This is a genomic window from Haloarcula sp. JP-Z28 (assembly GCF_011440255.1).
Classification (GTDB): Archaea; Halobacteriota; Halobacteria; order Halobacteriales; family Haloarculaceae; genus Haloarcula; species Haloarcula marismortui.
The window spans coordinates 1-12,109 of sequence record NZ_JAAOHT010000005.1; the positions used below are offsets into that span (position 1 = coordinate 1).

The window sequence follows — 12,109 nt, forward strand, 5'->3', positions numbered from 1 at the left end:
CCGGGATGGTCTCCGAGCGGAGACCATCCCTGAAGAAGTTCAATTAGCCCTTGCTGAGGGTGCATATACCCCCGATTGGTCGCCTGCTACGAGACAGTGGCGAAATTCATTGGGGCTAAACACGTACGTTTTAGGTTTGTTCTGACTCCAAAGCAGATCCCAGATTTGTTTTCAGCGGTGAAAACAAACCCTTCCGAGCACTATGCAGGCCCTCGGATTACAGCCAGTTTTATATTTTTGCCCTCGTGTGTGCATCTGTGTATGTAAACATTGACGTGGAGTCCCAGCATATACACAGCAACTCACCGATGATTGTGTTCAGGTGTCGAGCCAGTATTGATCTGTGACGACTCGATAGCAGTCCGCTTCCCACACAATGTCAATAACGACGAAAATACATATCGAACACGAACGCCTCGCGCTGGTTCCAACCTTACAGAACCTCGAAGACATAGCCATCCGTGTCATCACACAGGGGAATACTGATCCGGGGTCCACTGTGTTTCCGTTCCTCATCGAGTATCGCGACAGGGACCGACTCGAAGAGATGCTTGATGCCGATCCGACAGTCCAGAGCTACGAACTAGTCGACTGGACCGACCAGACCGGAATATATTACATCGAACACACCCCGAAAACGAAACTTATCAGCACTGTCGTTACCGATGTCAACGGATTTCTGGTCCATACGGAGACGAAGGGCAACGGGTGGCTCGTCCGACTCTTGCTCCCTGACCGCGAGGCGCTCAATACGATCTGGGAGTACGCAAACGAGAACGGCATTTCTCTCGATATCATCGAAATATACGGAAACACGGACACCGGCGGTGAATCGTCGTACGGGTTGACCGACGAACAGCTGACCGCGCTGATAACTGCATACGAACACGGCTATTTTGGAGAACCAAGAGATATCTCTCTGAACGAAGTCGCCGACGAAATTGGACTGTCCTCGACAGCAATGAGCGGTAGACTCCGCCGTGGGATGCGGAACCTCATTGCGGCAACGATAATTGACAGAGAGGAGTGAGTTCACGGAACCGGTATCGGTGAGTGCTTGGAGGGCGCTCCGATTAGCGTGGCCATTTTAATCCGCTCCCGTGCTACCGAACCATGTTTGAGGCCAGATTCTATAGTATGTGTCCAAAGATGTCAAAAATAGATGTACCGGGACAGATAGTAGACCCACCTAACTGCGAAGACCTATTCGGATCGTCCGTTTGAATCTTTTTGACGGTAGACTGGCCGTAGTGCTGTCGCGTCTTTGTTATAGCCTAACCAGACGCTCAACGCCGTCGCAGCGAAGACAAGATACACCGGGAACAGAAGGACGAGTGTGTATCCAGCAAGGACCGGAGTCAGGACGTCTAGCCAATACAGTGTCGCGATCCCGGCGAGTCCACCGACAGCACTCGCAACGATCCCCAGACGAAACGCCTGAGCGGCGGCGGGACCGGGCGACAGGTGAATCGTATCCATACGATACTTTATATGGCTGAACATCATAAGTCGCGCGCGAGATACGCTATCACGGTCCGGGGTGGCACTGCCGTTAGGAAGTCATGCTAGGATAGAACTATTACCAGCAGCCCAACATAGAAATGTGTATGAAACTCTCGCTGATCGCCGCCGTCGCGGAAAACGGAGTGATCGGTGCTGGCGGCGACATTCCGTGGCAGTATCCCGAGGATCTGACACATTTCAAAGAGACAACTGTCGGTCATCCAGTCATTATGGGGCGGCGAACTTTCGAGAGTATTCGTCGTGATCTTGATGGCCCGCTGCCGGAGCGACTGAACATTGTTTTGACCACGACGCCGCACCAACTTCCTGACAGCGTCACGGCCGTTACCTCGACGACGGCGGCGGTAGCCGAAGCAGCCGATAGTGACGCATCTACGACGTATGTCATCGGCGGAGCGACGGTGTACGAGCAGTTTCTCCCACAGGCTGACGAGCTAATTCTGACCGAACTAGCAGCAGCTTTCGACGGCGATACTGTCTTTCCGACTGTCGACTGGTCGAACTGGACAGAGATGGAACGAACGACCCACAGCGAGTTCGCTATTGTGAGGTACACCCGAACCAGCAGTGACTCAGCATGACGCATTTCCGAACAGTCACAGCGGCTGCTCGGTCGTGTTCTGTGCCGGTCGGTTCGGGCTACTACAGCCATCGGTATCGCCTGAGTAATACAGCCACGCTCCCGGTAGAATATTCATGCTCACGGGCTGTTAGGCAACGGTTCCGAGCGTTTTGTGGCCCACAAAATCCACCCCGTATATAAACCCCAGAAGCAAGTAACAATATCTTTTATTAGCATTTCACATGTTCTTTCAGAGGCATGACCGGTAACGAGGAACATCCTAACTATCCCAGTGTCGACCAGTCAGACCGGACAGTACCACGGAACCTCCGCCAGACTGGTGACCCCAACATCGAGATGTTGGTGTCGACGCGCGTTCGAAAGTCCCCGTTCTTCCACAAGTCCTTCAACGAGGAGGGCGCCTGGCGGGCTACCGTCTACAACCGCCTCTATCACCCGCGCGGTCTCATCGAGCCCGAGGACGGAGGCGTGATGAAGGAGTACGACGCACTGACCAACACCGTCACCCTCTGGGACGTCGCCGTCGAGCGCCAGATTCGTGTCAAAGGGCCCGACGCTGAGGCGCTGACGAACTACGTGGTCACTCGCGACGTGACGGGCATGGACGCGATGGACGGGAAGTACGTCATCCTCTGTAACGAGGACGGCGGCGTCCTGAACGACCCAGTGTTGCTCCGGCCCAAGGAAGACGAGTTCTGGTTCTCTATCTCGGACTCGACACTGATGCAGTGGCTTCAGGGCGTCAACGTCGACAACGACTTTGATGTCGAAATCGACGAGATTGATGTCGCGCCGATGCAGATTCAGGGCCCAAGGGCGCTCGACGTGATGGTCGATGTCGTCGGCGACAAGGTCAAAGACGTGCCCTACTACGGTCTGATGGAGGCCGAGATCGACGGTTGCGACGTACTGATCAGCCAGACTGGGTTCTCTGGCGAGAAGGGCTTCGAAGTCTACGTCAAAGACGCGATGGAAAACGCCGAGCGCGTCTGGGACCCTGTTATGGAGTCTGTCAAGGACCACGGCGGTCGTCAGATCGCACCCGGTCACCACCGCCGGATTGCCGCCGGCATCATGTCCTGGGGTCAGGACCTCGACCATGAGACGTCACCGTTCCAGGTCAATCTCGGCTACCACGTCCCTGACGACAAGGAAGCCGACTACATCGGCAAAGAAGTTCTCGAAGAACAAAAAGAACAGATCGAGAACGGCAACTACCCGTTCGAGCACAAGCTCATCGGACTGAAGATCGCCGGCGAGCCAATCCGTGACTACGCCCCCGACTTCTGGCTCATCTCCGACCCGGACACGGGCGAGGAATGCGGCTACCTCACCTCTCCGTGGTGGAACCCGGACCTAGAGACCAACATCGGCATGGGCTTTGTCCCGGCTGAGAAGATTCAGGAAGTCACCGACACGCCGCTCAACGACGCGATCTACGACGAGGAGCTGGACCTAGAGTTCCAGGTCCATCTCCCCGACGAGTACGCCGACGAACCCGGCGAACCGGTGTTCGCCACCGCCGCGAAGGTGCCGTTCAAGGAGTCTGTCAACCCGAGCGCTCGTGAGCAGGCGAAGCTCAACGCCCGGAAAGAGGCCGAAAGCGACGACTAACCCCTCACTCCGCCTGTCCCTCTTTTTATTCGCACACGTTGTTAGGAAACGCATAGTTCCTTTTCGTGAAATCCGGCGGCTCCGAAGTGGACTCCCCCTCGGTTAGCAGCGGGGGCGGAGCATCACCAGTGCGCCCGACCCAGTGTGAGGCCAATATTCCATCTCAACACAGATTCATAAGAGAATTGGTCATACATACCAATGCACATGTCTGAACAGACCAGACGTGACCTTCTGAAACGACTTGGGGTCGGAAGCACAGCCGGTGTCGTGTCGCTGGCTGGCTGCGCCCAGCAGTCAGATGAAGGCGGCGGTGATGGCGGCAGTGACGGAGAGATGACGGCTACGGAAGCCGGCGACTAACTATCCAGACGCTTGTGCCGCCACTTTTCGGTGTCGGGCGTCTGATTGAACGTGTAGATGTGGACGCCGCGGATGTTGTACTCATCATCCTCGACGTAGGGTGCGAGGCCGTCGATGAGTTCGTCAGGTTCGTAGGTCCCGCGGGAGCCGACCAGTTGCTTGACGAACCCGAGAATGCCCGTGGTCTTCCTGAGGAATTTTATCGAGTCACCGACGCCGACTTTCTGGGATATCTGCATCAGTCGCTGGTAGTTCATCACGCCCGGGATACCCACTTCGACCGGGAGTTCGATACCGCGAGCACGGATGTCTTCGACCCACTCTAACACGGCGTCCGGGTCGTAACAGAGTTGTGTAACGATGTACGTCGCGTATGGTGCCTTCTGTGCCATCGACTCCGCCAGCGTTTCGTCGTCGATGAAGTCGTGGCCCTCGGGGTAGCCTGTAATTCCTACTTCCTCAAAGGAGTACTCAGTCTCTTCGAGCGCTTCAAGCATGTCGAGCGCTGACTCGTACTCACCAGCCGGTTCCTCACGGTCGCCACCGGGGACGAAGATGTCCGTGATACCTGCCTGTTCCAGTCGCTCGGCTATCGATTCGAGTTGTTCTCTGTCTTCCACATAGCGGGCCGCGATGTGTGGCACAACATCGTACCCCATTTCGGCGGCTTCCGCCGTCTTCTCGACTGTCTTCTCGATGCCGAGCTGTGGCGAAGTCGTGATTGCGATAGTCGCGTTGTCGGGGAGGTGGGAAATCTCCTCGTCGAAGCTCTCGAACGGCATCAGTTCGAATCGGGCGCTCGTCAGCAGCGTCCGGACACCCTGACTGTCTGAGACCGTGCGTGTTCCGAGGGCCATGAGTTGGCAGAGCTACGGCGTACCCGTACTTTTCTCTGTGGGTGGGGCATCGAACCCATTTATAAGAAGTTCTTTGTATCACGCGCTATGAGGGGTACACTGCCGGATTCGACTGGCAACAGTCCCGTAGGAGACAGCATGGTCCGGTTCGTCTGCGAGCCGGCAGAGGACGAGATCTAGAAGATTAAGCTGTTCCAGCAGGTCCCGGGTCTGGCCACGGTCGAGACTCAGGTATCGCTGCACCTCGTACACTGTGTCCGAATCGACGACTGCATCCGCAACGTCTTGCAGTTTAACATCAGTCGGGAGTCCAATCCCGTCAGTGACCAGTTGCTCGTCAGGGAGTTCTCCGACCGATTCTCCGGCGGGACCGGACGACTCGGCTGAGACAGGCTCCGTCACGCTGATCTGCTCGTCCTCATCCATAGCCCCAGACTGGGCCGCGTCCTCATCCGAGGTCTCTGATTCAACCGACGGGTCTTCCTCGTCATCACTGGACGTATTGTACGTGTTCGGGACGTGGATATCCGCTTCTATCATGTATCGGCGGACCGTCTCAGAGGAGACGTCCATCTGTATCTGCTCAGCGATGGCTCTGAAGTTGTCGCACTCGTCGTACAGTGCTTGCAGGTAGTCGGTGTCCTCGTACGGTGGCACGGAGTCGTCTCGGACGGCGGCGAATGGGTCGGATTCGGAGTCGGTCTCGCTATCAGACTGCGTATCCGCCGTAGACGCGCCGTCTGATTGTAGGCCCTCCTGTGAACTGTCGTCTCCGTCACTGACAGACTCCGAATCCGAGACAGCCGACCCGTCGAGCGAGGCATCGTCACCCTCGCTGGTATCGGCCGAATGTGCTGCGGTGGCGGTTGCTGCATCGGCGGCGTCAGCCTGTTTCGGTCTACAGTCGACGCTGGCTGCCTCGCCCGCCGCCGTCGCGTCGATTGTCAACTGTACCGTCAGGAGCAAGCCGTCGTCGGTGACTGTCGCCGAGGCATTGGCTATCGACAATGAAGCACCGGCAGTCGACGGGAGTTCAGTAGCCGACGGTGAGAACGTGACTTCGAGGTCACCGCTCTCGGTCAGCCCCGCCGTCTCCGGCGTGAGGCCCGCATCAGCGCCGCCGCCGGAACGTAGCGAGACCGGCATCGCTACCGTCACATCGAGGACTGCATCACCGGTGCCGGCCGGTGATGCTTCGACGGTCTCGATTGACCGGCCGCGGGATTCGTACGCATCGATGACCTCCGCGAGCGCAGTGAAAGCGGCGTGAAGTCCCATGTCATTGAGAGACTATGACACGTTATGGTGTAGAGATAGGTGTGGAATACCGAACCCATTTATAAACATCCACAATACTGCGGCCAGCAACGCACGTCTAAAGCATTATGCCCGTCAACGATTCCTCGGACTCGTGTTGGTTATCGCGGTATTGCGATGCCTGCAAGGCGCTCCCCTTTCACGACAACAGACTCCCTGGCAAGCGAGAATATCACTCCTCTTTCTGTCGCTGAGACGACCTGTTGTTTCTCGAACGAGGCGGGCTCGTAGACAGTCCCTAATCGCTCCCCGGCGTCGACGGTGTCGCCGACGGCGATGTCCGGTCGACACTCAAACAAGCCCGATTCCGATGCGGTGACTGGCTCCGCATCGTTTCGGAGTACCGTCTGCGCAGCCTGTGGTTCCGGCTCCGATGGAAGGACTGCCCGCGCGCGCAGAAGGTTCTGTATCCCGTCGACACCAGCCGCAACCGCGTCCTGTGCTATCCGACGACTGTTCGACAGTTCTGCAGTGATAACCGGAATCCCGGCTTCCGCAGTCGCAGCACGGAACGTCCCGCTGGACCCGTCGCCGCCGTTGTCTTCGGGCCTGTCGGTGAGTCTGTAAGAAGTACCGAACGCTTCAGCGAGGCGCTCAGCGGCCGGGTCGCCCGCCCGGCATCTGACGTGTTCCAGCATGTCTGCTGTGCCGGTGTGGAGGTCGACCGCCGCGTCGGCGTTTTGGACAAGTTCCCACAGTCGAGCGGCAAACTGTTTCTGGAGGCTCCCACACTCGTCGCCCGGCCACACGCGGTTCAGATTCGGGTTCATCACGTCGTACTCGCCGGGAGTCATGTATGACCGGTGGTCGAATGCGAGCTGGTTCACTACCGGGACGACAAGCACCGTCCCAGCGATGGCTGCGTCAGTCAGGCGGTCGTGCAGTCGACGTAACGCGGCTGGGCCGTTGAGTTCGATGCCGTGTTGCGCCGCCTGGATGTACACCGTCGGTCCGGGGCCGCCGACGTATCGGTGGACAGTCACAGATACGTCCCGACCCGACGGCAACCGCCCGAGCCGTCGGTCAGTCGTCGTGTGCGTGACGGCCGTGTAATCCATATCAATGTCTAGCGTCGCGCAAATAAAAAACGCTGGGAGCAGAAGCACCGCTGTGCCGCATGGAACGGTGCTGTGATACTCTTTCGAAACAGAGGCACTGCCCGATACAGGACCATCGATGGTGTGAACGCATCGTGTGGAAGTCATTAGAGCTGACTGGTAACACACAACTTGATGATACAATAGGGCAGTTGAGAGCAATTAGACGGCTTCGAACAGAATTGACAACCACCACAGGGGGCCCAAATTTATTAACAATGGTACTCCTGTTATTCTGAAACACTACGTGATGCTTCAATGTCAATTTGCAAAAGCGGCGGGTCAGGCGGTAACTATATTGCCACGCCATAGCACGTTTTACCCAGAGTTATGGAGCCTACCGATAGCCTGCCGACCCAGGCCGATACCGTCATTGTCGGTGCTGGAATCGTCGGCTGCAACATCGCCTACCAGCTGACAGAGCTCGGCCGCGAGGACGTTGTCGTAGTCGATCAGGGGCCGATGCCGACCACGGGTGGATCGTCGACGCACGCCCCCGGAATCATGTTTCAGACCGCGGAACCGAAGGTTCTCAGCCAGTTTGCGGACTACAGCCGTCGGCTGTACTCGGACCTCGAAGGGGCCGACGGGCACCAAGCCTACAACGAAACAGGTGGCATCGAAGTCGCACGCAGCGAGGAGCGTATGGACTTCCTCCAGCGCCGCGTCGAATACGCCAAGGCCTGGGGCATCGAGGACCCGCAGTTGCTCTCGCCCGAAGAGGTCACCGAGCACCTCCCGCTGGTCGATGCCGACCAGATCAAGGGCGGCTACTACTCCCCAACAGACGGGCAGGTCTCCGGCGTCGTCGCCTGCGACGCGCTTGCCAGAGAAGCGATGGAGAGGGGCGCGAAGTTCGTTCCACACACGCGCACCGAGGATGTCGAGACCGAGAACGGTTCGGTACAAGCTGTCATCACGGAGAACGGCAGTATCGAGTGCAACGAGGTGGTGGTGGCAACCAATATCTGGGCCCGCCAGCTCGGCGAGAAACTTGATGTGCACCTGCCGGTAACGCCGGTCGAACACCAGTACACGATGACGGAGTCCCTCGATGAACTGGCCGATAGCGCGGTCGATATCACCGACCACCCGCTGTTCGAGAACTACGAGAACGTCTCCGGCGAGAAAGCAAAGCGGCTTCTTGTCGGTCCGGATCGGCCGATTCTCCGTGACCAAGACAACGCGATGTACTACCGGAACCACGGGGATTCCTACGGTATCGGCTCGTACAATCACGACCCCATCGTGCCTGACCCGCAGGACCTCGGTGGGAACGACCCTGACGGCGAGCAGGGGTCGGTCCACGAGTTCACGGACTATCACATGAACAACGCGACCCATCCGGACCGGCCGGACAAGGCGCCTCGTCAGGCCAGCGACGAACTGCTCCCCGCGACGGCCGGCAAGGAGCTCGAACACAAGTACAACGGGATGTTCGCGGAGTCCCCGAACGGACTCCCCGTGATGGGTCCCGTACAGGAGTACGACGGCCTCTGGACGGCGGCGGCTATCTGGGTCACGCACGCCGGGGGTGCCGGCAAGGCGCTTGCCGAGTGGATGGAACACGGCGTCCCGCGGCTCCCCTCCGGCCCAATCGACCTCGCCCATTGTGACGTGAACCGCTTTGACGAGCACGAGGGGAGCTGGGACTTCGCCCGGGATATCGGCGGCGAGGAGTACCGCATCGTCTACAACATCATGCACCCCAAGTGGGTCTGGACCGAGACACAGCGGGACATCCGCCGAACCCCGATGTACCACACCCACAAGAAGTACGACGCTGAACTGTGGGCCGAGGCCGGCTGGGAGGAACCACACTGGTTCGATTCCAATGCCGACCTGCTGGCGGAGTACGGCGACCGGATTCCCGACCGCGAAGGCTGGGAAGCGAAGTACTGGTCACCAATCGAAGGTGCTGAGGCGCTGAACGTTCGCAACAACGTCGGTCTCCACGACATGACCTCTTTCAACAAGATGGAGGTCATCGGGAGCGACGCCGGGGAGTTCGTCCAGTACCTCTGTACGAACGACATGGACATCGGCGTGGGCGACGTGAAATACACGCTGATGTGCAACGAAGGCGGTGGGGTCCGGGCGGACATCACGGTCACGCGAACCGACGAAGACCGCTACCTCCTGCTGACCACCGGTCGTGAAGTCGGGAACAACCACGTTGCGTGGGTGCGCGAGCAGTCCCCCGACGACGTAGTCGTCAACGACGTGACCTCCAGTCTCGCGGCGATGGTCTGTACTGGGCCGAACGCTCGGAAAGTCCTCTCGAAGGTCACTGACGTTGACCTCTCCGACGACGCCTTCCCGTTCTTCACGAGCCAGCAGTTCTTCGTGAAGAACATCCCTGTGACCGCACTCCGCGTCTCGTACGCGGGTGAACTCGGGTGGGAGTTCTACACGCCCTCGGAGTACGGCGAACGCCTCTGGGAGCACATCATGGAGGCCGGCGAGGAGTACGGCATTCGCCCGTACGGCAACGGTGCGCTGAACTCGCTGCGAATCGAGAAAGGGTTCCGACTCTGGGGGAAGGACCTCCACACGGAGCACAATCCCTACGAGGCCGGCCTCGGCTGGGCCGTCGACCTCGAAACCGACTTCATCGGCAAGGAGGCGGTCGCGGCGGCCGCCGACGGCGACAACATCGACCACAAGGTAGCCTGTCTGACCCTCGATGACGAGGACGCTGTTGTCCTCGACAACAAACCGGTCCTTGACGGCGACGAGACCATCGGCTATCTCCACAGCGCCGAGTACGGCTACACCGAAGGCGCCTGCGTGGCCTACACGTATCTGCCACCCGAGTACGCCGAACCCGGGACCAGCGTCGAAATCCTCTACGAGGGCGAGCGGTACGATGCAACCGTCCGCGAGGAACCGCTGGTTTCCTGAGTGGTACCGGTAGCTACTTTTTCAACAGATGCGGTCTGAGGGTGTCGCGTGTCTCCGAAAGGAGTCAGAACTTTCCAGGCCCGCTTAAACGGGTGTACTATCTGTGGTCAATGGTGATGTGGTATACGAGGCCAAAACCACACGTATGACGAGGTGGAACCAGTCAAATGACGATATCGCAGCAGTTAGTTCCGATATAACCGACGAAACGAACGCACTTCCAGCTAAATACTTTACAAGCTCGGAGATACACGAACTGGAAAAGGAGAAGATATTCGGTCGCTACTGGGTGTACGCCGGGCATGCGAACGCGATTACCGAGCCGGGTGCGTACTTTACCCGGACCATTGGCGACAGGCAAGTCATCATCGTCCGTGGCCACGACGACGAGATACGGGCGTTCTTCAACGTCTGTGCCCACCGGGGCTCGAAGATGGTCGAGGACACGCCCATGACCGACCCTGAAAACATGGGGCGAATCCGCTGTCCGTACCACATGTGGTCGTACGACCTCGACGGTGACCTCGAGAGTACGCCACAGAGCTTCGAAGAAGCAGGGCTCAATCCGGACCTGAGCGATGATGAGGTCTGTGGCATGGACGCCAGTGAGAACAGCCTCAGCGAAGTCGAAACCGACCGAATCGGGCCGTTCGTCTTCCTCAACTTCGCCCAGGACCCAATGCCGCTGGCCGAGCAAGCGGGAACGCTGAAATCAGAACTCGAGGCCATGCCGCTTGGTGAGTACGAACACGCTGCGCGGTACGTCTCCGAGGTCGAGTGCAACTGGAAGACATTCGCTGGCAATTACTCCGAGTGTGACCACTGCCACGCGAACCATCAGGATTGGATAACTGACATCGAGTTGGCGGAGTCGGAACTCGAAGTCAACGACTATCACTGGATTCTGCATTACACCCACGACGAAGATGTTGAGGACGAAATGCGGATTCACGACGAACACGAGGCCAAGTTCTACTACTTCTGGCCGAACTTTACCGTCAATATGTATGGGACGGCAGACGGATACGGCACGTACATCATCGACCCGATTGATGAAGGTCGCTTCCAACTCATCGCCGACTACTACTTCAGCGACGAGGAGATGACTGACGCCGAACAGGAGTTCGTCCAGACGAGCCGGCAACTCCAGGAGGAGGACTTCGAACTCGTCGAGCGCCAGTACGAGGGGCTCAAGTCGGGCGCGCTCGCGCAGGCACAACTGGGACCGAACGAGCACACCGTCCACCGACTGCATCGGCTCGCTCAGGAAGCCTACGAGGCCTGACCTCAATGACACGACAGAGCCAGCGGGCCGATGCCCCGTTCGTCGCGCAGTGTGTCAGGACCGATGCCAGGGTAGCAACCACCACAGCTAACGAGGTCGTTAACTTCTACCGCCGCCGGCAGCAGCTTATGGACACAGACATCGAGTGGGTCACCGCGGAGCACCGCGCTGTCTCACAGGCCCCCACCTCGGGCGGCGTCGTCCACGTCCTCCGTGAACTGGACGACTACTTCCAGAGCGGTGTCCCGCTGGGTATCCTCGCCGCGGCGATGAGCAAACAGGGACAGACAGTCAAGGACACGCTGGCCGACGTACACGACGTACGCATGGACGGGTCGCTCTGGGAGCCCCGGTCTGACCATCTCCGCCCGGTCTGACGAGCCGTCCATCACCGAAACAGTCACCTTTGCAGGCTAGAGCCGCTGTGTAATCCTGCTATCGCGCGATATCTGCGACCAAGCGACCGCCAACGACTGTTGCAGCTGCCGGGAGACCAGATATTGTCAGCGACGGAGTATGCTGTGGTTCGGCGTCGTTTACCCCTGCCGTGGTCTGGACCCAAACT

Annotated in this window: 11 protein-coding genes; 7 read left to right on the forward strand and 4 right to left on the reverse strand. The window is 58.6% G+C overall.

The features are described 5' to 3' along the window. Positions 1–376: 376 nt before the first annotated feature. Positions 377–1,030, forward strand: a complete 654-nt coding sequence (locus G9463_RS03975) for a helix-turn-helix domain-containing protein (protein ID WP_007190544.1) — start codon at positions 377–379, stop codon at positions 1,028–1,030. Positions 1,031–1,203: 173 nt separating this feature from the next. Here the strand turns inward: G9463_RS03975 and G9463_RS24445 are convergent, their stop codons facing one another. Next, a complete protein-coding gene (locus G9463_RS24445; protein ID WP_004965956.1) occupies positions 1,204–1,479 on the reverse strand; it encodes a hypothetical protein in 276 nt (91 codons plus the stop codon). Between the two features lie 128 nt (positions 1,480–1,607). Here G9463_RS24445 and G9463_RS03985 point away from each other — a divergent pair, with 128 nt between their 5' ends. The 3 genes from G9463_RS03985 to G9463_RS03995 all read left to right on the forward strand — a co-directional run bounded on the left by G9463_RS03985 (position 1,608) and on the right by G9463_RS03995 (position 4,084). Beyond that, positions 1,608–2,105 carry a dihydrofolate reductase gene (locus tag G9463_RS03985; RefSeq protein ID WP_004965955.1) on the forward strand — a complete coding sequence of 166 codons (498 nt, stop codon included), beginning with the start codon at positions 1,608–1,610 and terminating at the stop codon, positions 2,103–2,105. A gap of 239 nt (positions 2,106–2,344) precedes the next feature. Then, positions 2,345–3,721, forward strand: coding sequence for an aminomethyltransferase (locus tag G9463_RS03990; protein WP_004965953.1), 1,377 nt, complete (start codon positions 2,345–2,347; stop codon positions 3,719–3,721). Positions 3,722–3,928: 207 nt separating this feature from the next. Next, complete coding sequence (locus G9463_RS03995; RefSeq protein WP_004965951.1) at positions 3,929–4,084, forward strand: twin-arginine translocation signal domain-containing protein; 156 nt, start codon at positions 3,929–3,931, stop codon at positions 4,082–4,084. Here G9463_RS03995 and G9463_RS04000 read toward each other — a convergent pair. From G9463_RS04000 to G9463_RS04010, 3 genes are all read right to left on the reverse strand, one after another. Then, the gene (locus tag G9463_RS04000; RefSeq protein WP_127014614.1) at positions 4,081–4,941 is read right to left on the reverse strand and encodes a methylenetetrahydrofolate reductase; all 861 of its coding nucleotides are present in this window, start codon (positions 4,939–4,941) and stop codon (positions 4,081–4,083) included. The two genes, G9463_RS03995 and G9463_RS04000, sit on opposite strands and share 4 nt — an antisense overlap. A gap of 78 nt (positions 4,942–5,019) precedes the next feature. Next, positions 5,020–6,219, reverse strand: coding sequence for a hypothetical protein (locus tag G9463_RS04005; RefSeq protein ID WP_165896021.1), 1,200 nt, complete (start codon positions 6,217–6,219; stop codon positions 5,020–5,022). Positions 6,220–6,359: 140 nt separating this feature from the next. Continuing rightward, on the reverse strand, positions 6,360–7,316 hold the full coding sequence (locus G9463_RS04010; protein ID WP_165896022.1) for a succinylglutamate desuccinylase/aspartoacylase family protein: 957 nt from the start codon (positions 7,314–7,316) through the stop codon (positions 6,360–6,362). A gap of 369 nt (positions 7,317–7,685) precedes the next feature. On the opposite strand from G9463_RS04010, the gene G9463_RS04015 reads away from it, so the two are divergent. From G9463_RS04015 to G9463_RS04025, 3 genes are all read left to right on the forward strand, one after another. Continuing rightward, complete coding sequence (locus G9463_RS04015) at positions 7,686–10,259, forward strand: FAD-dependent oxidoreductase (RefSeq protein ID WP_165896023.1); 2,574 nt, start codon at positions 7,686–7,688, stop codon at positions 10,257–10,259. Between the two features lie 145 nt (positions 10,260–10,404). Continuing rightward, positions 10,405–11,544, forward strand: coding sequence for an aromatic ring-hydroxylating dioxygenase subunit alpha (locus G9463_RS04020; RefSeq protein ID WP_165896024.1), 1,140 nt, complete (start codon positions 10,405–10,407; stop codon positions 11,542–11,544). 5 nt (positions 11,545–11,549) lie between these two features. After that, the gene (locus G9463_RS04025) at positions 11,550–11,921 is read left to right on the forward strand and encodes a hypothetical protein (protein WP_011222751.1); all 372 of its coding nucleotides are present in this window, start codon (positions 11,550–11,552) and stop codon (positions 11,919–11,921) included. Positions 11,922–12,109: the final 188 nt, after the last annotated feature.

Coding starts and splice junctions, on each gene's coding strand:
- G9463_RS03990 (WP_004965953.1), top strand. CDS start 2,345: ATGACCGGTAACGAGGAACATCCTAACTATCCCAGTGTCGACCAGTCA.
- G9463_RS04015 (WP_165896023.1), top strand. CDS start 7,686: ATGGAGCCTACCGATAGCCTGCCGACCCAGGCCGATACCGTCATTGTC.
- G9463_RS04025 (WP_011222751.1), top strand. CDS start 11,550: ATGACACGACAGAGCCAGCGGGCCGATGCCCCGTTCGTCGCGCAGTGT.
- G9463_RS03985 (WP_004965955.1), top strand. CDS start 1,608: ATGAAACTCTCGCTGATCGCCGCCGTCGCGGAAAACGGAGTGATCGGT.
- G9463_RS03975 (WP_007190544.1), top strand. CDS start 377: ATGTCAATAACGACGAAAATACATATCGAACACGAACGCCTCGCGCTG.
- G9463_RS03995 (WP_004965951.1), top strand. CDS start 3,929: ATGTCTGAACAGACCAGACGTGACCTTCTGAAACGACTTGGGGTCGGA.
- G9463_RS24445 (WP_004965956.1), bottom strand. CDS start 1,479: ATGGATACGATTCACCTGTCGCCCGGTCCCGCCGCCGCTCAGGCGTTT.
- G9463_RS04010 (WP_165896022.1), bottom strand. CDS start 7,316: ATGGATTACACGGCCGTCACGCACACGACGACTGACCGACGGCTCGGG.
- G9463_RS04005 (WP_165896021.1), bottom strand. CDS start 6,219: ATGGGACTTCACGCCGCTTTCACTGCGCTCGCGGAGGTCATCGATGCG.
- G9463_RS04000 (WP_127014614.1), bottom strand. CDS start 4,941: ATGGCCCTCGGAACACGCACGGTCTCAGACAGTCAGGGTGTCCGGACG.
- G9463_RS04020 (WP_165896024.1), top strand. CDS start 10,405: ATGACGAGGTGGAACCAGTCAAATGACGATATCGCAGCAGTTAGTTCC.